This is a genomic window from Mesorhizobium sp. RCAM 05104, from assembly GCF_059683645.1.
This window is the reverse complement of sequence record NZ_CM185033.1, coordinates 1,289,789-1,309,162: the sequence shown is the minus strand read 5'-3', so window position 1 is coordinate 1,309,162 and position 19,374 is coordinate 1,289,789. Positions and strand designations below refer to the sequence as shown.

Sequence of the window (19,374 nt, the reverse complement as noted above, 5' to 3'; positions counted from 1 at the left end):
ACTAGATTAGGACGATGGTTACCCGTCTCTACACCCATCCGATCTTCCTCGAGCACATCACGCCCCCCGGCCATCCCGAGCGGCCGGACCGCTTGCGCGCCATCGAGCGCGTGCTGGACGATGAGGCATTTGCCGCGCTCGACCGCATCAAGGCGCCGGAAGGTGACGAGGCGACCATCCTCTACGCGCATCCCGCTGATTTCGTCGCGCGTGTCCGCGCCGCCATTCCCGACGAGGGTATCGCCCGCATCGACGCCGACACCACCGCCAGCCCGAAGAGCTGGCAGGCAGCGATCACGGCGATCGGCGCCGCCAATGCCGCCGTCGACGACGTCTTCACGGGCCGCGCCGACAATGCCTTCGTCGCCGCCCGGCCGCCAGGCCATCACGCCGAGAAGACGACGGCGATGGGTTTCTGCCTCTTCAACACCGCGGCGATCGCGGCGCGCTATGCGCAGAAGAAATTCGACGCCGAGCGTGTCGCCATCGTCGATTGGGACGTGCATCACGGCAACGGCACGCAGGACATTTTCTGGGACGATCCCTCCGTGCTCTATTGTTCGACGCACCAGATGCCGCTTTATCCCGGCACAGGGGCAAAGAACGAAACCGGTGCCGGCAACATCATCAACGCGCCACTGGCGCCGCGGACCGGCAGCGAGGTGTTTCGCGATGCCTTCCTGTCGCGCGTGCTTCCGGCGCTCGACGATTTCGCGCCGGACCTGATCATCATTTCGGCCGGTTTCGACGCGCATCACCGTGATCCGCTGGCCGAGATCAATCTGACCGAGGACGACTTCGACTGGGCGACAGGCCAGCTGATGCAGCGCGCCACGCGCCACAGCGGCAACCGGCTCGTCAGCCTGCTCGAGGGTGGTTACGATCTGCAGGGACTGGCATTTTCGGTCGCCGCCCATGTCGGGCGACTGATGAAAGGATGAATGATGGCTGGTGAGACCAACGAAGACGTCAAGGCGATGAGCTTCGAACAGGCACTCGACGCGTTGGAGAAGATCGTCGATGATCTGGAGCGCGGCGACGTGCCGCTCGATCAGTCGATCAGGATTTATGAGCGCGGCGAGGCGCTGAAGGCGCATTGCGACCGGTTGCTGAAGGCCGCGGAGGACAAGGTCGAGAAGATAAGGCTGTCGCGCGACGGCAAGCCGGTCGGAACGGAGCCGCTCGACGCGGACTGAGGCGCGGCCCGAACGATGGTCTTGCCTCACCGGTTTTTGGACACGATCATGATCGAGGATGGAACTCGTCCCGACTGAAACGGCTCCAGGACAAGAGGAGGTTCGGAAACGATGTGCAGAAACATCAAGACCCTGTTCAACTTTGATCCGCCCGCAACCAACGACGAAATCCGCGACGCGGCACTTCAGTTCGTTCGCAAGCTCAGCGGAACGACACGGCCCTCGAAGCAGAACCAGCATGCGTTCGACCACGCTGTCGATGCGATTGCCGCGTCAGCGCGCGAACTGCTCGATTCTCTCGAGACCCATCAGCATCCTCGCAATCGCGAAGAGGTTGCGGCCAAACTACGGGCCAAGGCGGCGATCCGGTTTGCCTGAGGCGTCCAATGCGGTCGTCGACCGCTGACAAGGAGATATCGTGAGCTTCTTCCCCGGGAAAGACCCTGAGGTCGGCGATGCGTTCGCCAGCGACCAGATCGAGCTGATGGTCATTCCGAACGCCAAGGACATTGGCGGTTTTCAGGTGCGCCGCGCCCTGCCGACCGCCAAGCGGCGACTGGTCGGTCCGTTCATCTTCTTCGATCGCATGGGCCCGGCCATCCTGCGCGCCGGCCAGGCGCTCGATGTCCGCCCGCATCCGCATATCGGACTGTCGACGGTCACTTATCTGTTCGACGGCAAGATCAGGCATCGCGATCTGCTCGGCACCGAGATGGTCATCCAGCCCGGCGACGTGAACCTGATGACCGCCGGCCGCGGCATCGTCCATTCCGAGCGCACGCCCGAGGAATTGCGCGGCGCACCGATGTCGGTCTCCGGCCTGCAGACATGGCTGGCGCTGCCGGACGGCAAGGAAGAAGTGGCACCGGTATTCGAGAACACTGGCGCGGTGCTTCTTCCCGAGATCGATGCCGAAGGCGTCAGCGGCCGCGTCGTCATCGGTGATTTCCAGGGAATGCGGTCTCCGGTCAGGGCGCATTCCGATACGCTCTATGCCGACCTGCGCCTGGCGCCCGGCGCCAGCGTGAAAATTCCAGCCGATGCGGAAGAGCGCGCCATCTACACGTTGGAGGGTGAGGTCGCGATTTCAGGGGATATTTTTCCAGCGGAACGCCTGCTGGTGTTCCGGCCCGGTGACGAAATCGTCGTGTCGTCGCAGGGCGGCGCGCATTTCATGCTGTTTGGCGGCGCTTCGCTCGGCTCGCAGCGTTACATCTGGTGGAATTTCGTCTCGTCGTCCAAGGAGCGCATCGAACAGGCCAAGCAGGAATGGAAGACCGGCCGCTTCGATATCGTTCCTGGAGATGAGGAAGAGTTCATCCCGCTGCCGGAGAGCTAGGGTATGATCCCGAAAAGTGGGAACCGGTTTTCGGAAGAGATCATGCCCAACAGTTAGAGCCGTGGATCGACGCGCGTCACAGACACGCATTTACATTCGCCGGCCGGCGGCCTATTTCGCCGATGAATAGAGAGCCTGAGCCCGTGAACGCAACGCTGCATACGCCGCTTCTCGACAAGGTCCGCATTCCGGCCGACTTGCGCACGCTTGCCGAGAGCGAGCTGCCGCAACTGGCATCCGAGCTGCGCGCCGAACTGGTCGACGCCGTGTCCCGCACCGGCGGCCATCTTGGCGCCGGCCTTGGCGTGGTCGAGCTGACGGTAGCGCTGCACTATGTCTTCAACACCCCGGATGACCGGTTGATCTGGGATGTCGGCCACCAGGCCTATCCGCACAAGATCCTCACCGGCCGCCGCGACCGCATACGCACCTTGCGGCAGGAGGGCGGCCTGTCCGGCTTCACCCGCCGCGCCGAGAGCGAGTACGATCCCTTCGGCGCCGCCCATTCGTCGACATCGATATCGGCCGGTCTCGGCATGGCCGCCGCCCGCGACCTATCCGGCGGCCGCAACAATGTCATCGCCGTCATCGGTGATGGCGCCATGTCGGCTGGCATGGCCTATGAGGCGATGAACAATGCGGGCGCGCTCGATGCCCGTCTCATTGTCATCCTCAACGACAACGACATGTCGATCGCTCCGCCGACCGGCGCCATGAGCGCCTACCTGGCGCGTCTGGCCTCGGGCAAGGCCTATATCGGCCTGCGGGACTTCGGCAAGAAACTGACCTCCTATCTCGGCAAACGCGCCGACCGTGCGATCACCAGGGCGGTCGAGCATGCACGCGGCTACGTCACCGGCGGCACGCTGTTTGAGGAGCTCGGCTTCTACCACATCGGCCCGATCGACGGTCACAATCTCGAGCATTTGATCCCGGTGCTGAAGAATGTCCGCGACAATGGCAAAGGCCCGGTGCTGATCCATGTCGTCACCCAGAAGGGCAAGGGTTATGCGCCGGCGGAAGCCGCCGCCGACAAGTATCATGGCGTCAACAAGTTCGACGTCATCACCGGTGCGCAGGCCAAGGCGCCTGCCAACGCGCCGGCCTACACCAAGGTGTTCGCCGAAAGCCTGATTCAGGAAGGCCGCGAGGACGACCGCATCGTTGCCGTCACCGCCGCCATGCCGAGCGGCACCGGCCTTGACCTGTTCGGCGAGGTGTTTCCGGCACGGACCTTCGATGTCGGCATTGCCGAGCAGCACGCGGTGACCTTCGCCGCCGGCCTCGCCACGGAAGGTTACAAGCCGTTCGCGGCGATCTATTCGACCTTCCTGCAGCGCGCCTACGACCAGGTCGTGCACGACGTCGCGATCCAGAAGCTGCCGGTGCGCTTCCCCATCGACCGCGCCGGCTTCGTCGGCGCCGATGGCGCCACCCATTGCGGTGCCTTCGACACAACCTTCCTGGCGACGCTGCCCGGCTTCGTGGTGATGGCGGCCGCCGACGAGGCGGAATTGCGCCACATGGTGCGAACCGCGGCGAGCTATGATGATGGCCCGATCGCCTTCCGCTATCCGCGCGGCAACGGCGTCGGTGTCGACATGCCGGAGCGCGGCTCGGTTCTCGAAATCGGCAAGGGTCGTATCGTCAGGGAAGGCACCAAGGTCGCGCTTCTGTCCTTCGGTACGCGCTTGCAGGATTGCCTGATCGCCGCCGAGGAGCTTGGCGCTGCCGGGCTTTCCACCACCGTCGCCGATGCCCGTTTCGCCAAACCGCTGGACGAGGATTTGATCCGGCGGCTGGCCCGCTCGCACGAAGTTCTGGTGACGGTCGAGGAGGGCGCCGTTGGCGGCTTCGCCAGCCACGTGCTGCAGTTCCTCGCCCATGAGGGTCTGCTGGAAAGTGGCCTGAAGGTGCGCCCGCTGGTGTTGCCCGACGCGTTCACTGACCACGCCAAGCCGGAGAAGATGTATGCCGATGCCGGTCTCGACGCCGCCGGCATCGTGCGCACCGTATTCGCAGCGCTTGGGCATACGGTTCGCGCGCAACGCGCCTGAATCAAAACCTCAAGGGCTTGAATCGATTTGCCGGCTTGAATTCGTAACGTATTGTTTACGCTGCCGTTTGGCGCTTTGCTTACCGTGTCTCTTGGCCGTTTTTCAATGGCGTCCTGCTAGATCATGATCAGGCAGGGAGATGAGAACAATGAGAACGCTTCTGTGTGGCGTGGCCCTCTTGGTGGTCATTGTCGCGCCGGCCGCCGCCGAAACGAGCTATGATCGCAACCTTGAAAAGGCTGCCATGGGCATCGTCGCCGGCAAGATGGGCGATATTCGCGGCGGCTTTTCCTATAAGCAGGTGCCACAGCTTGTGGTCCTCCCGGACCCTGTTCCGGCGCCCGCGGTTGCGACCGAGCATCCACGCGAGCAAGCTTCGGGGGATCGAGACGACGGTTTGTCTCCAGCCGTCGAGCGCCAGGTTTCGCGAACCGTTTTCTAGAACCACAAGTCGCGCACGCAGCGGCCATCGCGTGGCAGGTCGTCGTAGGTGTCGAGGCCATCGAAATGGTCGATCGGCAAGTCGGCGACGGCCTCCGGTGGCGCAAGTCTCACATTGACTGCGATTCGCGTTCGACCGCCGGCGCTCGAGCCCAAGCCACGCCAGGCGAGCACGCAGGCGCAGGTCGGGCAGAACAGGATCTCGAGCGAAGGCGCATCCTTCCCGGCGCGCGTATAGCTGCTCGTCGGTCCGGCGACGCGAATGCGTTCATCGACATAGTCGTAGGCCCAGAGCACGCCATAGCGACGGCAGAGCGTGCAATTGCAGGCTGTGATGGATCCGGGATCGCCCTCCAGGGTCCAGTGGGCCGCACCACAGTGGCAGGTTCCCGTCAGCATCCGCCCTCCTTCGAGTTCCGACAGCAAGCTGCTGTCTCCTTACCATTGTGCCGGATCCGATGCGATATTCGACGGCCGCGGAGCGGCTTGATGCGTTCCGCTTTCCGACGATGTTCCTTGTCCCGCCCCAATATCCTTGCCTTCGCCGCCGGCTTTCGCCATGAAGGCCGATGAACTCGCCTCTGCCAGCCAGCACACGCCAGCGGCTCGACGAACTGCTCGTCCAGCGCGGGCTGTTTGCCAGCCGCTCGCGTGCCCGCGACGCGGTCGAACGCGGAGCCGTCACGGTTGACGGCGTGATTGCCCGCAAGCCCGGTCAGAACGTTTTGCCGCAATGCCTGATTGCCATCGACGACCCGGCGCAAGGTTACGTGTCGCGCGCGGCGCTCAAGCTGATCGGCGGGCTCGACCATTTCGGCCTCGATCCGGCTGGCCGCGAGGCGCTCGACATCGGCGCTTCGACCGGCGGCTTCACCCAGGTCCTGCTTGAGCGCGGCGCTGCGCATGTCACCGCGATCGATGTCGGTCATGGCCAGATGCATCCCGATGTCGGCGGCGATCCGCGGGTGACGGTCATCGAGGGCCTGAACGCCCGCGACCTCACAGCGGCCGATCTTGCCGGCCGTATTCCGGACTTTATCGTCTCCGATGTCAGCTTCATTTCGCTGAAGCTGGCGCTGCCGCCGGCGCTTGCCATTGCGAAGGCTGGCACCGGCGCCGTGTTTCTGGTCAAGCCGCAATTCGAGGCGGGTCGCGAAGCGATCGGCAAGGGTGGCCTGCTGAAAGATCCCTACGATGCCTCCCGCGTCGCCGGCCTGCTGCAGGATTGGCTTGACGCCATTCCCGGCTGGCGCTCGCTCGGGCTGCACCTGTCGCCGATCGAAGGTGGCGACGGCAATCGCGAATTCCTGCTCGGTGGGATCAAGGATCGATGACCACGCGCTTCACCATCAGGAAACTTGGCGCCCAGGGCGACGGCATCGCCGAGACCGAGAGCGGTGATCTGTTCATCCCCTTCACATTGCCCGGCGAAACCGTCACTGCGGCGCGCGAAAGGGACCGCGCCACGCTGATGGCGGTGCTGGAGACCTCGCCGCTGCGCATCGATCCCGCCTGCCGCCATTTCACCGAGTGCGGCGGCTGCGCTCTCCAGCATCTCGAAGCCGAAGCCTATCGCCAATGGAAACGCGACAAGGTGGTGCACGCCTTGAGGGGCATCGATTGCCAGATTGGCGAGTTGGTCGCCTGCGCGCCGCACACGCGCCGCCGTGTCGTGCTCGCCGCCCGGCGCGCCGAAACGGGCCTGTTGCTCGGCTTCAATCGCCATCTGTCGCCGGAAATCATCCCGATATCGGAATGCCCGATCTCGCTGCCGGAGATCGTCGCCGCGCTCGATCGGTTGAAGGCACTCGCCGAATTGGTTTGCGCCACCACCAAATCGTTCCGGATGGCGGTCACCGTGACCGGATCGGGCCTTGACATCGCGGTCTATGAGTCCGGGAAACTGGGTGAGAACCAGCGTCGGGTCGCCTCCAACTTCGTCATGGCTCAGGGATTTGCCCGGCTTTCGATCGACGACGAAATCGTCATCGAACCGAAGAAACCGGTAGTCATGTTCGGCGGCGTCGCGGTCGCCGTTTCGCCGGGCGCCTTCCTGCAGGCGACGGCGGCCGCCGAACAGACGATGGCCGATATCGTCGGCGGACATCTGGCGCGGGCCAAGAAGGTCGCCGATCTGTTCGCCGGTTGCGGCAGCTTTGCGCTCAGGCTTGCGGCGAAGTCGGAAGTCCATGCGGTGGAGGGCGATGCGGCGGCACTGTCAGCGCTCGACCGGGGGGCGCGCTTCGCGACTGGCCTCAAGCGGGTGACGGGCGAACGCCGCGACCTGTTCCGCCGGCCGCTGACGTTCAAGGAACTGAACGCCTTCGACGGTCTGGTGTTCGACCCACCGCGCGCCGGCGCCGAGGACCAGTCGAAGCAGATCGCTCGTTCCGACGTGCCGCTTGTCGCCGCGGTGTCCTGCAATCCGGTGACGCTGACGCGGGATTTGCGCATCCTCATCGACGGCGGCTACACCTTGAAAAGCGTGACGCCGATCGACCAGTTCCTGTGGTCATCCCACGTCGAGGCGGTGGCGCTGCTGGAGAAGCCGAAGCGCCGTCGCTGAGGTCGAAGCAAGCAAGGCAATCAAGGTTCGAGGCGAGCCTTGGTTGCCCTCGATCAAACCCGCGTGCCGCCCACCGTCATCTGATTCATGCGCAAATGCGGCTGGCCGACGCCGACCGGTACGCCCTGTCCGGCCTTGCCGCACATGCCGATGCCGGTATCGAGCTTCATGTCGTTGCCGACCATCGAAACGCGGTGCATGGCGTCCGGCCCGTTGCCGATCAGCATGGCGCCCTTGATAGGCTGTGTCACCTTGCCGTTCTCGATCATGTAGGCCTCGGTGCAACCGAACACGAACTTGCCCGAGGTGATGTCGACCTGGCCGCCGCCGAAGGAGACGGCATAGATGCCGTTCTTTACCGAGGCGATGATTTCGTCCGGCTCCATTTCGCCCGCCGTCATGTAGGTGTTGGTCATGCGCGGCATCGGTTGGTGCGCATAGCCTTCGCGCCGGCCGTTGCCGGTGGCCTTCATGCCCATCAGCCGGGCGTTCTGGCGGTCCTGCATATAGCCGACCAGTTTGCCGTCGTCGATCAGCACATTGCGGGCCGAAGGCGTGCCTTCGTCATCGACGGTGAGCGAGCCGCGCCGCTCTGGCATGGTGCCGTCGTCGACGACGCTGACGCCCTTGGCGGCGACCTGCTGACCCAGCAGGCCGGCGAAGGCCGAGGTCTTCTTGCGGTTGAAGTCGCCTTCAAGGCCATGGCCGACAGCCTCGTGCAGCATGACACCCGGCCATCCACTCGACAGCACGATGTCGAAGGTCCCGGCTGGCGCCGGAATGGCCTCGAGGTTGACCAGCGCTTGCCTGAGCGCCTCCTTGGCGGCGTGCTTCCAGCTGTCCTCGACGAGAAAGTCGCCGAAGGCCTTGCGTCCGCCCATGCCGTACGAGCCGCTCTCCTGGCGGTCGCCATTGCCGACGACGACAGAGACGTTGATTCGGACCAGCGGGCGGATATCGCGCACCACCTGGCCGTCGGCGCGCACGATTTCGACATGCTGCCAGGAGGCTGCGAGCGATGCCGAAACCTGGCGAACGCGCGGGTCCTCGGCGCGCAGCCAGGCGTCGATTTCCTGCAGCAGCTTCGCCTTGACCTCGAAGGAAGGCGAGGGGATTGGGTTCTCGTCTCCATAGAGATGGCGATTGGTACGGGCGGGGGCCGCGGCAAGCGTGCCGGAATAGCCGTCCTTGACGGTGGACACGGCATCGGCCGCGCGTAGCAGCGAGGCTTCCGAAAGATCGCTGGAATGGGCATAGCCGCTGGCTTCGCCGGCAACGGCACGCAGGCCGAAGCCCTGGTCCGTGTTGAAGTTGGCGGTCTTCAGCCGGCCATTGTCGAACATCAGCGCCTCGCTCTCGCTGTATTCGAGGAACAGCTCGCCGTCGTCCGCGCCATTGATGGTGTCGGCGACGATCTGCTTGATGCGGTCGTCGGAAATGTCAAATTGGCCTATCAGGCTGTTCATGGCGCATCCCTGGAGAAGATTTCTTTTGCCGATGTAGGCGCGGCCGGGCGTTTCGGCAATGCGCTGCGGCAAAGCGATGGTGCACGCGCGTCCGTGCAAACATGTCCCTCAGGAAGGGAACTGCTCAGGGCAGAGCGGCGAAACCGTCGGCGAAACCCTTGAGGTCGACCGGAATGCCGATGCCTTCTTCCGGGGTCTGGAAGACGATGAAAGTGGCCGATGTGCCGGTCTTCAACGTGTCGAGCAGCGGCTTTTCGAGAATGACCTCGGCGTAGCAGCCGTCCTGGAAGCAGCGCACGAAATAGGCGCGGCCGATATCCTTGCCATCGACATTGAGGCCGAGCCCGTTGGGCAAGAGCACGCCGAGCGGTGCCAGCACGCGCAGGATCTCCGCCTTGTTGTCGGCGGTGCGCAGCACGACGACCGACAGCCCCATCTCGGGGCGATCCTCGGCGACGACGTTCTGCATCATCACGCATTGCTCCGAGGTCGCGCCGGCCGGCGTGTCGCAGATGATCGACCACGCGCCATGCGTCGAGCGGACAGTGCCGCTCGGCTGCGCGGCATTGGCCTGGCTGATGCCGGACAAGCCGATTGCAGGCAAGCCGATCCCGGACAAGGCGGCGAGAAAGCTGACCTTCGCCAAGGTTCTCGAAAGCCCAAGTCTCGAAAGCCAAGAGTTCATGACGGCTCCATTGCGAATCACGGCACTTTAAGCCGCGCCAAAGCCAAGTAAAGGATGAGACCGCAACCGGTCTGCCCCGAAAAAGCCAACACGGCGCTTTTCCTAGCCAATTTCGCCCGAATTGCGACGTCCGCCATGCAGGGCCCGCAAGAATGTGGCCATTGGCCGAACATACGCGATTCGGGGCCGCCTCTGCTGCCTTCAAGGGCCCATCCCGGCTTGCGCGCAAAAATGCCGCACGGTTTCGTCCGCTCCTTTCTTGCGGAGGGAAAAAGAGTATGGTTTGAACCAGCTTGAGACTGTCGGGATTCCCGTCCCGGCATTGTTCGATATTCTCGCACCGCAACCGCGAGGAACTGGGAGACGATGAGGGCGATGAGAAAATTCCTAGCAAGCGCCAAGTTTCTAGCAAGTGCTGGGGCCGCCGCCACGTTTTTCGCCGGCCCACCCGCCCATGCCGACCAGCCGGTGGCATGGCAGACCACGTTCCAGGCGCCGGCTACCGACATCATGCGGCAGATCGAGTGGTTCGGAAACTACACGATGTGGTTCATCGTCCCGATCACCGTCCTGGTGCTGCTGCTTCTCGCTTATTGCATCGTGAGATTCCGCGCGAGTGCAAACCCGGTCCCATCGAAGACCAGCCACAACACGCTGATCGAGGTGGTCTGGACTGTTGGTCCGGTCGTCGTCCTGCTCTGCCTCGCCATACCCTCGTTCCAGCTTTTGACGGCGCAGTACACGCCTCCGGAAGAAGCCAAGCTGACGGTCAAGGCGACTGGCAACCAGTGGAACTGGGACTACGAGTACCAGACCGGGAACACGCTCTCCTTCAATTCCGCGGTCCTCCAGGACGCGGACCGGGCTGCCGCCGGCAAGGAAGATCGCAAGGTCTATCCTCGCCTGCTTGCCGTCGACAACGAGATGGTTGTGCCGGTCAATACCATGACCCGCGTGCTGGTGACCGCAACCGATGTGATCCACTCCTTCGCCATGCCGTCGTTCGGCATCAAGATGGACGCGGTTCCCGGTCGCACCAACGAGACCTGGTTCAAGGCGGAGAAGGAAGGCCTCTACTACGGTCAGTGCTCGCAGCTCTGCGGCAAGGATCACGCTTTCATGCCGATCGCCATCCGCGTGGTGTCCGACGCGCAATTCAACAGCTGGCTGGAAGCAGCCAAAACCAATCTGCCCGGCGCCAACAAGGCGCTGATGGCTGAGGTCGACGGCCAGAACAAGGTAGCGGTCGCCGGCAACTGACGCCGCGGCCAGAAAAGATCAGGGAACGGAGCGGAACATGGCAGACGCTGCAGCTCACGACGGGCACGACCACAAGCCTTATCACGGCTGGGTCCGCTGGGTTTATTCGACCAACCACAAGGACATCGGGACGCTCTATCTGATCTTCGCGATCTTCGCCGGCATCATCGGCGGCGCCCTGTCCGTGGCTATCCGCATGGAGCTGCAGGAGCCGGGCATCCAGATCTTCAGTGGCCTCGCGCAGATGGTCTACGGCATGAACGGTGATGCCGCGATCGACGGCGGCAAGAGCATGTACAATGCCTTCGCCACCGCGCACGCCCTGATCATGATCTTCTTCATGGTCATGCCGGCGCTGATCGGCGGTTTCGCCAACTGGATGGTTCCGATCATGATTGGCGCGCCCGACATGGCGTTCCCGCGCATGAACAACATTTCCTTCTGGCTGCTGCCGCCAGCCTTCATCCTGCTGCTCACCTCGATGTTCGTACCGAGCGCGCCGGGCGCCTTTGGCGTCGGCGGCGGCTGGACGCTCTATCCGCCGCTTTCGACCTCGGGCCAGCCTGGACCGGCGATGGATTTGGCGATCCTGTCGATCCACATTGCCGGCGCGTCGTCGATCCTCGGCGCCATCAACTTCATCACCACCATCTTTAACATGCGCGCTCCTGGCATGACGCTGCACAAGATGCCGCTGTTTGCGTGGTCGGTGCTGGTCACCGCATTCCTGCTGCTGCTGTCGCTTCCGGTGCTTGCCGGCGGCATCACCATGCTGTTGACCGACCGTAACTTCGGAACGACCTTCTTCGCACCGGACGGCGGCGGCGACCCGATCCTGTTCCAGCACCTGTTCTGGTTCTTCGGTCATCCGGAAGTGTACATCCTGATCCTGCCGGGCTTCGGCATCATCAGCCATATCGTCTCGACCTTCTCGAAAAAACCGGTGTTCGGCTATCTGGGCATGGCCTACGCCATGGTGGCGATCGGCGCGGTGGGCTTCATCGTCTGGGCGCATCACATGTATACGACCGGCCTGTCGCTCGACACGCAGCGCTATTTCGTCTTCGCCACCATGGTCATCGCGGTGCCGACGGGCGTGAAGATCTTCTCGTGGATCGCCACGATGTGGGGCGGGTCGATTTCGTTCAAGCCGCCGATGCTGTGGGCGCTGGGCTTCATCTTCCTGTTCACGATTGGTGGCGTCACCGGCGTCCAGTTGGCCAATGCCGGCCTCGACCGGTCGTTGCATGACACCTATTTCGTGATCGCGCACTTCCACTACGTGCTGTCCCTGGGTGCGGTCTTCGCCATCTTCGCCGGCTGGTACTACTGGTTCCCGAAGATGACCGGCTACATGTACTCGCCGGTTATCGCCAACACCCACTTCTGGGTCACGTTCGTCGGCGTCAACCTGATCTTCTTCCCGCAGCACTTCCTCGGCCTCGCCGGCATGCCGCGCCGCACCATCGACTATCCGGACGCATTCGCGGGCTGGAACATGGTGTCGTCCTACGGTTCGTATATCTCGGCCGTCGGCGTCGTGATCTTCCTCTACGGTGTGTTCGAAGCCTTCCAGAAGAAGCGGGTGGCCGGCGCCAATCCGTGGGGTGAGGGCGCGACGACACTGGAATGGCAGCTGCCTTCGCCGCCGCCTTTCCACCAGTGGGAGCAGCTGCCGAAGATCAAGTAAGGCGGCAGCCTGCACGGAATCGAAACCGCCGGTCCGCCGGCGGTTTTGGCCAAACGGAATGATGGACTTAAGTACGCATGGCCCTTGTCGACGACTCATTGATTGACGAAGCGGGCTTTCGCATGTCGGAAGCGACGGCAGGCGATTTCTTCGCCCTGCTGAAGCCGCGCGTCATGTCGCTGGTGGTGTTCACCGCCTTTGTCGGCCTGGTCGCCGCACCCGTGACCATCAACCCGCTGCTGGCGGTGATCGCCATCCTGTCGATCGCCATCGGCGCCGGGGCGTCGGGCGCGCTTAACATGTGGTACGACGCCGACATCGATGCGGTGATGACCAGGACCGCGAGCCGTCCGGTCCCGGCCGGTCGCATTCGGCCCGGCGAGGCGCTGAGCTTCGGCCTGGTGCTGTCGGTGCTGTCGGTGATGACGCTGGGCGTTCTGGTCAACTGGCTGTCGGCGACGCTGCTGGCCTTCACCATCTTCTTCTACGCCGTCGTCTACACGATGTGGCTGAAGCGCTGGACGCCGCAGAACATCGTCATCGGCGGGGCTGCCGGCGCCATTCCGCCGGTCATTGGCTGGGCAGCGGTGACCGGAACGGTCAGCCTCGAAAGCCTGATCCTGTTCCTGATCATCTTCCTCTGGACGCCGCCACATTTCTGGGCGCTGGCGCTGTTCAAGTCCGAGGATTACGAACGTGCCGGCATTCCGATGATGCCGAATGTCGCCGGCCAGGCTTCAACCCGCCGTCAGATCTTCGCCTACGCGCTGGTGCTGGCCCCGGTTGGCGTGCTGCCGTGGCTGCTTGGCTACACCACGCCCGTCTATGGCGTGGCCGCCGTGCTGCTCGGCGCCGGTTTTGTCTGGTACGCGTGGAAGGTGCTGGCGATGGCCGACGGCGACCGCGTGATGAAGCCGGCCAAGGCCTTGTTCGCCTATTCGCTTCTCTATCTCTTCGCCATCTTCGCCGCCTATCTTGCCGACAGCGTCGTCGAGCGTGCCCTTGCCATGGGTGGAGCATGACCATGATCGAAGAAAAGCTCGAGCTGGTCACATTGACCGAGCGTCAGAGGAAAGCCAGGCGCAACCGTTCCGTCGCCATCGGCCTGGCTTTGGCCGTGCTGGTCGTCATTTTCTATATCGCGACGATCGTGAAGTTCGGCCACAACCTAGGCACGATGTGATGAGCGTCGAAACGTCCAAAAGACCGGGCAGGAACAACGGCAACGTCATGGTCGCGGCGGTCTGCCTTGTTTTCTTCACCGGCATGATCGGCATGGCCTATGCCGCGGTGCCGCTCTACAAGATGTTCTGCCAGGCGACCGGCTATGGCGGTAAGACGCAACGTGCCGAGAGGCAATATGCAGGCCGCGTACTCGACCGCGACATCACCGTCCGCTTCGATGCCAACATCGCCGGCGTGCCGTGGCAATTCCAGCCGGTCCAACGGTCTATGACGATGAAGATCGGCGAGACGGTGCAGGCGCAGTACCAGGCCATCAACAAGTTCGATCGCCCCGTTACCGGCCGGGCCACCTTCAATGTGCAGCCGGAACTCGCCGGCCCCTACTTCAACAAGGTCGAGTGCTTCTGCTTCACCGATACGACGCTGAAACCCGGCCAGACGCTGGACATGCCGGTCGTGTTCTATGTGGATCCCGATATTGTGAACGTGCCGGAACTGAAGGACGTGAGGACGATCACCCTGTCCTATACAATGTTCCCGGTCGAGAAGAGCAAGCCGGTTGCATCATCGGTGCCGGTCAAAGGCAGCAGCAAGATAATTTCGAATACCGAAGCAAATCTCGGGGGTTGATATGGCAGACGCGCACGCAAAACCACACCATGACTACCATCTCGTAGATCCGAGCCCATGGCCTTTCCTGGGGTCCGTCGGCGCGTTGGTGACCGCGATCGGTGGCGTCTGCCTGATGCAGTATCTCAAGGCGGGCAACTTCCCGATCTTCGGCTTCAACATCGCCAATCCGTGGCTGTTCTTCATCGGCATGGCGATCGTCCTCTACACCATGTTCGCCTGGTGGTCGGATACGATCAAGGAAGCGCATGAGGGCCATCACACGCGGGTGGTATCGCTCCACCTGCGCTACGGCATGATCATGTTCATTGCCTCGGAGGTGATGTTCTTCGTCGCCTGGTTCTGGGCTTTTTTCGATGCCAGCCTGTTCCCCAGCGAGGTTCAGAATTACGCGCGTACCGCGTTCACCGGTGGTGTCTGGCCGCCGAAGGGCATGGAGGTTCTCGATCCTTTCCACCTGCCGCTCTACAACACCGTCATCCTGCTCCTGTCGGGCACTACGGTTACCTGGGCGCACCACTCGCTCATCCATGGCGATCGCAAGGGGTTGATCAACGGTCTCGTGCTGACCGTTGCCCTCGGCATGCTGTTCACCATGGTGCAGGCCTACGAGTACATGCATGCGCCGTTCGCCTTCAAGGATTCCATCTACGGCGCCACCTTTTTCATGGCCACCGGCTTCCATGGTTTCCATGTCATCATCGGCACCATCTTCCTGCTGGTCTGCCTGATCAGGGCGATAAAGGGCGATTTCACCCCCAAGCAGCATTTCGGCTTCGAGGCCGCGGCTTGGTATTGGCATTTCGTCGACGTGGTCTGGCTGTTCCTGTTCGCATCGATCTACGTCTGGGGATCGGTCGGCGCGGTGATCGAAGGCCACTGATACCGGTTCGAGGAACAAGGAGGCGGCCGCGGCGACGCGGCCGCCTTTTTCTTTTCAGCGCAATGATCGCCGGTCGATACGATCCATGGCCGGCCAAATGGTTTCGGCTGGCGGGCTGGCTGCTTCAATTGGTCGGCTGGACCGATGGCTGCATTGCGGTTACGGATTCCGAAATAGACGAGAACTGGGCGATGGCGGCCGATGGCACGCCATCGAGATCGAGTGGTAGACAATGAGCGACGACAAGGCGATCTGGCCCCCGGTCGATCCGATTTCGGCCGGCCTGCACGGCCGTTGCCCACGCTGCGGCGAGGGGCGACTGTTTTCCGGCTTCCTCACTGTCGGCAAACGCTGCGTCAATTGCGGCCTCGATTATTCCTACGCCGATGCCGGTGACGGGCCCGCGGTCTTCGTCATCCTGATCATAGGCTTCCTGATTGTCGGCCTGGCGCTCTGGGTTGAAGTCACGCTGAGCCCACCGCTCTGGCTGCATCTTCTGCTCTGGATCCCACTGGCCATCGTGCTGTGCCTGACGGCGCTCCGGCTGATCAAGGGCGTGTTGCTCACCCTGCAATATCGCAACAAGGCGGCCGAGGGCCGGCTGGATCGCGGTGAATGAGCGAGGCGTCGATCAAAGGTGGCGGCCGTTCGCGGCCAAGGACGGCATTGCTGCTAGGCCTCGGCCTGGTGCTGCTGCTGATCCTGCTGGCGCTTGGCACCTGGCAGGTGCAGCGACTGCACTGGAAGGAAGGTCTTCTCCAGACCATCGACCAGCGCACCCATTCGGTGCCACGGCCGCTGGCCGAAGTTGAGAAAGAGTTCGCCTCCACCGGGGACGTCGACTATACGCCGGTGACCGTCACCGGCACCTTCCTGCATTCGGGCGAACGGCATTTCTATGCAACGTGGGAAGGTGAAGCCGGCTTCAACGTCTACACACCGCTCGCCCTGGGCGATGGCCGCTTCATCCTGATCAATCGCGGCTTCGTGCCTTACGACCTGAAAGATGCCGCCAAGCGCTCGCAAGGGCAGGTGGCGGGGAAGGTGACGATATCAGGGCTCGCCCGCAACCCGCTGCCGGCAAAGCCGTCGATGATGCTTCCCGACAACGACGTGGCGAAGAACATCTTTTACTGGAAGGACCGCGACGCGATGGCGGCGAGCGCCGGGCTGCCGGCGGGCGCCATGCTGGTGCCGATCTTCATCGACGCCGACAAGGCGCCCAATCCCGGCGGGCTGCCGGTCGGCGGCGTCACCATCATCGACCTGCCGAACAGCCATTTGCAATATGCGGTGACCTGGTACGGGCTTGCCGCGGCACTCGCCGCCGTGCTCATCCTGCGGCTTCGCCGACCCGTGAAAGAGGAATGAACGCGACCGACGCCCCCCTTTCTACCGACGCCCTTGACAGGGCGGGGGTGCGCACCTCATTTCGGCTCTGATCAACCGGCCAGGATTTGATGCTTCAGACAACCACCAAGCCTCCTCTGACGATACGGCTCTGCCAGCCGCGCGGTTTCTGCGCCGGCGTCGACCGTGCCATCCAGATCGTCGTGTTGGCGTTGAAGAAATATGGTGCGCCGGTCTATGTGCGCCACGAGATCGTGCACAACCGCTACGTCGTCGAGGGGCTGCAAAGCCTTGGCGCGGTCTTCATCGAAGAGCTCTCCGAGATTCCGGCGGAACATCGCCAGAGCCCGGTCGTGTTCTCGGCGCATGGCGTGCCGAAATCGGTGCCGGCCGATGCCCAGGCACGCAACCTCTTCTATCTCGACGCCACTTGCCCGCTGGTGTCGAAGGTCCACAAGCAGGCGATGCGCCACCAGCGGCTTGGCCGTCACGTGCTGCTTATCGGTCATGCCGGACACCCCGAGGTGATCGGCACCATGGGCCAGTTGCCGGAGGGAGCGGTGACGCTGGTCGAGACCGAAGCCGACGCCGCGAAGCTTGCGCCCGCCGATCCGCGCGCGCTCGGCTTCGTTACCCAGACCACCCTGTCGGTAGAGGACACCGCCGGCATCATCCGCGCCTTGCGGGATCGCTTTCCAGACCTGCATGCCCCGGCCGCGGAATCGATCTGCTACGCCACCACCAACCGCCAGGAAGCGGTCAAGGAAACCGCTGCCGGCGCCGATCTCTACCTGATCGTGGGTGCGCCCAATTCATCCAATTCGCGGCGTCTTGTCGAAGTGGCGGAGCGAGCCGGCGCCTCGATGTCGCTTCTCGTGCAGCGCGCCGCCGAGATTCCGTGGAATGACATCGCCGGCATCTCGACGCTCGGCCTGTCGGCCGGTGCGTCGGCGCCCGAAATCATCGTCGACGAGATCATCGACGCGTTCCGCCAGCGCTTCGATGTCACGATCGACCTGGCCATCACGGCTACGGAAACGGAGGATTTTCCGGTCATGCGGGTATTGCGCGACGTCGAACTGACGCGGGCCGACATGGCCTTCGTTAATGGAGCCGCGTAAAGCGCATGGCGGTCTATACCGATGTTGCGGAAGGCGAACTCGGCGCATTCCTGAAGCGCTATCCGGTCGGCGATCTCCTGTCCTACAAGGGCATCGCAGAAGGCACCGAGAACTCGAACTTCCTCCTGCACACCTCAAGCGGCTCCTACATCCTGACGCTCTATGAAAAGCGCGTCGAGAAGGCGGATCTGCCGTTTTTCCTCGGCCTGATGGGTCATCTCGCCAAAAAGGGGGTGTCCTGCCCGCTGCCCGTGACCGCGCATGATGGCAGCGTCATCGGCACGCTTGCCGGCCGGCCAGCCGTCATCATCACCTTCCTGGAAGGGCTTTCGCTGCGGCGGCCGACATCAGCGCATTGCGCCGAGGTCGGCAAGGCGCTGGCGGCCCTGCATCTGGCCGGCGCCGATTTCCCGATGACCCGTCCGAATGCGCTCGCAATCGACGGCTGGCGCAAGCTTTGGAATGCGTCCCACGAACGGGCCGACGAGGTTGAGCCAGGCCTGGCGGCCGAGGTCGACGCCGACTTCGCCGATTTCGAGCGGAACTGGCCGAAGAACCTGCCCAAAGGCATCATCCATGCCGATCTTTTCCCGGACAACGTCTTTTTCCTCGGCGAAAAACTCTCCGGCCTTATCGACTTCTATTTCGCCTGCAACGATCTCTACGCCTACGATGTCGCCACCTGCCTCAACGCCTGGTGCTTCGAGAAGGATTTTTCCTTCAACCTCACCAAGGGCAGGGCGTTGCTTGCCAGCTATCAGAGCGTGCGTCCCTTGAGCGACCAGGAGAAGGCGGCGCTGCCGATATTGGCGCGCGGCTCGGCATTGCGTTTCATGCTGACCCGGCTCTACGACTGGCTGACCGTTCCCGACGGCGGGCTGGTGATGAAACGCGACCCGACCGAATATATCCGCAGGATGCGGTTCCATCGGGCGATCAGATCTCCTTCGGAATATGGATTGGCATGAGCAAACAGGTTGAGATCTTCACCGACGGCGCCTGTTCGGGCAATCCCGGCCCAGGCGGCTGGGGCGCGATCCTGCGCTTCAACGGCACCACCAAGGAGCTTTCCGGCGGCGAGGCCGAGACGACCAACAACCGCATGGAACTTCTCGCCGCCATCTCTGCGCTGAATGCGCTGAAGGAGCCTTGCACCGTCGACCTTCATACCGACAGCAAATATGTCATGGACGGCATTTCCAAGTGGATCCACGGCTGGAAGAAGAACGGCTGGAAGACCGCCGACAAGAAGCCGGTCAAGAACGGTGAGCTGTGGCAGGCACTCGATGAAGCCAACCGGCGCCACAAGGTTACCTGGACCTGGGTCAAGGGCCATGCCGGCCATACCGAGAACGAGCGCGCCGACGAACTCGCGCGCGAAGGCATGGCGCCGTTTAAGAAAGGCCCGGTCAGGCCTGCCGTGGCGCTGAAGCCTGCCGAGCAGTCAAAGCGGCCGACGGTGGCAAAGGCGCGGCGCTCGACCCAGAGCTATTGAGCGAATCCGT

Annotated in this window: 22 protein-coding genes; 19 read left to right on the top strand and 3 right to left on the bottom strand. The window is 63.2% G+C overall.

What is annotated here, in order from left to right:
• Positions 1-14 precede the first annotated feature (14 nt).
• The 6 genes from AC56QP_RS06780 to AC56QP_RS06755 all read left to right on the top strand — a co-directional run bounded on the left by AC56QP_RS06780 (position 15) and on the right by AC56QP_RS06755 (position 5,034).
• Entirely contained in the window at positions 15-941 is a 927-nt protein-coding gene (locus AC56QP_RS06780; RefSeq protein WP_489860398.1) for a histone deacetylase family protein, read from the top strand.
• Positions 942-944: 3 nt separating this feature from the next.
• Positions 945-1,196 carry an exodeoxyribonuclease VII small subunit gene (locus tag AC56QP_RS06775; RefSeq protein WP_013532792.1) on the top strand — a complete coding sequence of 84 codons (252 nt, stop codon included), beginning with the start codon at positions 945-947 and terminating at the stop codon, positions 1,194-1,196.
• A gap of 111 nt (positions 1,197-1,307) precedes the next feature.
• Entirely contained in the window at positions 1,308-1,574 is a 267-nt protein-coding gene (locus AC56QP_RS06770; protein WP_489860399.1) for a DUF2277 domain-containing protein, read from the top strand.
• A 40-nt stretch (positions 1,575-1,614) separates the two neighbouring features.
• Entirely contained in the window at positions 1,615-2,535 is a 921-nt protein-coding gene (locus tag AC56QP_RS06765) for a pirin family protein (protein ID WP_497109031.1), read from the top strand.
• A 122-nt stretch (positions 2,536-2,657) separates the two neighbouring features.
• Entirely contained in the window at positions 2,658-4,592 is a 1,935-nt protein-coding gene (gene dxs / locus AC56QP_RS06760) for a 1-deoxy-D-xylulose-5-phosphate synthase (protein ID WP_489860401.1), read from the top strand.
• Positions 4,593-4,740: 148 nt separating this feature from the next.
• Positions 4,741-5,034: a hypothetical protein gene (locus AC56QP_RS06755; RefSeq protein WP_489860402.1), complete on the top strand. Its 294-nt coding sequence runs from the start codon at positions 4,741-4,743 to the stop codon at positions 5,032-5,034.
• Here the strand turns inward: AC56QP_RS06755 and AC56QP_RS06750 are convergent.
• Positions 5,031-5,432: a GFA family protein gene (locus AC56QP_RS06750; protein ID WP_489860403.1), complete on the bottom strand. Its 402-nt coding sequence runs from the start codon at positions 5,430-5,432 to the stop codon at positions 5,031-5,033. The genes AC56QP_RS06755 and AC56QP_RS06750 overlap by 4 nt on opposite strands.
• A gap of 170 nt (positions 5,433-5,602) precedes the next feature.
• On the opposite strand from AC56QP_RS06750, the gene AC56QP_RS06745 reads away from it, so the two are divergent.
• Both AC56QP_RS06745 and AC56QP_RS06740 read left to right on the top strand, forming a co-directional pair.
• A complete protein-coding gene (locus AC56QP_RS06745) occupies positions 5,603-6,367 on the top strand; it encodes a TlyA family RNA methyltransferase (protein WP_489860404.1) in 765 nt (254 codons plus the stop codon).
• Positions 6,364-7,599, top strand: a complete 1,236-nt coding sequence (locus AC56QP_RS06740; protein WP_489860405.1) for a class I SAM-dependent RNA methyltransferase — start codon at positions 6,364-6,366, stop codon at positions 7,597-7,599. The genes AC56QP_RS06745 and AC56QP_RS06740 overlap by 4 nt, the downstream gene beginning before the upstream one ends.
• A gap of 53 nt (positions 7,600-7,652) precedes the next feature.
• Here the strand turns inward: AC56QP_RS06740 and tldD are convergent, their stop codons facing one another.
• On the bottom strand, positions 7,653-9,065 hold the full coding sequence (gene tldD, locus AC56QP_RS06735; protein ID WP_489860406.1) for a metalloprotease TldD: 1,413 nt from the start codon (positions 9,063-9,065) through the stop codon (positions 7,653-7,655).
• Positions 9,066-9,189: 124 nt separating this feature from the next.
• Positions 9,190-9,750 carry an invasion associated locus B family protein gene (locus AC56QP_RS06730; RefSeq protein ID WP_489860407.1) on the bottom strand — a complete coding sequence of 187 codons (561 nt, stop codon included), beginning with the start codon at positions 9,748-9,750 and terminating at the stop codon, positions 9,190-9,192.
• Positions 9,751-10,125: 375 nt separating this feature from the next.
• Here AC56QP_RS06730 and coxB point away from each other — a divergent pair, with 375 nt between their 5' ends.
• The 11 genes from coxB to rnhA all read left to right on the top strand — a co-directional run bounded on the left by coxB (position 10,126) and on the right by rnhA (position 19,364).
• Positions 10,126-11,010: a cytochrome c oxidase subunit II gene (gene coxB, locus AC56QP_RS06725; RefSeq protein ID WP_489860408.1), complete on the top strand. Its 885-nt coding sequence runs from the start codon at positions 10,126-10,128 to the stop codon at positions 11,008-11,010.
• A 37-nt stretch (positions 11,011-11,047) separates the two neighbouring features.
• Positions 11,048-12,700, top strand: coding sequence for a cytochrome c oxidase subunit I (gene ctaD / locus AC56QP_RS06720; protein WP_091576372.1), 1,653 nt, complete (start codon positions 11,048-11,050; stop codon positions 12,698-12,700).
• A 77-nt stretch (positions 12,701-12,777) separates the two neighbouring features.
• Positions 12,778-13,722: a heme o synthase gene (locus AC56QP_RS06715; RefSeq protein ID WP_489860409.1), complete on the top strand. Its 945-nt coding sequence runs from the start codon at positions 12,778-12,780 to the stop codon at positions 13,720-13,722.
• The gene (locus tag AC56QP_RS06710; RefSeq protein ID WP_489860410.1) at positions 13,719-13,883 is read left to right on the top strand and encodes a cytochrome c oxidase system small membrane protein; all 165 of its coding nucleotides are present in this window, start codon (positions 13,719-13,721) and stop codon (positions 13,881-13,883) included. Before AC56QP_RS06715 ends, AC56QP_RS06710 begins: the two co-directional genes overlap by 4 nt.
• Positions 13,883-14,515, top strand: coding sequence for a cytochrome c oxidase assembly protein (locus AC56QP_RS06705; RefSeq protein ID WP_489860411.1), 633 nt, complete (start codon positions 13,883-13,885; stop codon positions 14,513-14,515). Before AC56QP_RS06710 ends, AC56QP_RS06705 begins: the two co-directional genes overlap by 1 nt.
• A gap of 1 nt (position 14,516) precedes the next feature.
• A complete protein-coding gene (locus AC56QP_RS06700) occupies positions 14,517-15,398 on the top strand; it encodes a cytochrome c oxidase subunit 3 (RefSeq protein WP_489860412.1) in 882 nt (293 codons plus the stop codon).
• A gap of 232 nt (positions 15,399-15,630) precedes the next feature.
• Positions 15,631-16,017, top strand: coding sequence for a DUF983 domain-containing protein (locus AC56QP_RS06695; protein ID WP_489860413.1), 387 nt, complete (start codon positions 15,631-15,633; stop codon positions 16,015-16,017).
• Positions 16,014-16,769, top strand: coding sequence for an SURF1 family protein (locus AC56QP_RS06690; protein WP_489860414.1), 756 nt, complete (start codon positions 16,014-16,016; stop codon positions 16,767-16,769). The genes AC56QP_RS06695 and AC56QP_RS06690 overlap by 4 nt, the downstream gene beginning before the upstream one ends.
• An 89-nt stretch (positions 16,770-16,858) precedes the next feature.
• Positions 16,859-17,869 carry a 4-hydroxy-3-methylbut-2-enyl diphosphate reductase gene (gene ispH, locus AC56QP_RS06685; RefSeq protein ID WP_489860415.1) on the top strand — a complete coding sequence of 337 codons (1,011 nt, stop codon included), beginning with the start codon at positions 16,859-16,861 and terminating at the stop codon, positions 17,867-17,869.
• A 5-nt stretch (positions 17,870-17,874) separates the two neighbouring features.
• Positions 17,875-18,837, top strand: coding sequence for a homoserine kinase (locus AC56QP_RS06680; protein WP_489860416.1), 963 nt, complete (start codon positions 17,875-17,877; stop codon positions 18,835-18,837).
• Positions 18,834-19,364 carry a ribonuclease HI gene (rnhA, locus tag AC56QP_RS06675; RefSeq protein ID WP_489860417.1) on the top strand — a complete coding sequence of 177 codons (531 nt, stop codon included), beginning with the start codon at positions 18,834-18,836 and terminating at the stop codon, positions 19,362-19,364. Before AC56QP_RS06680 ends, rnhA begins: the two co-directional genes overlap by 4 nt.
• The last annotated feature ends 10 nt before the right edge of the window (positions 19,365-19,374 follow it).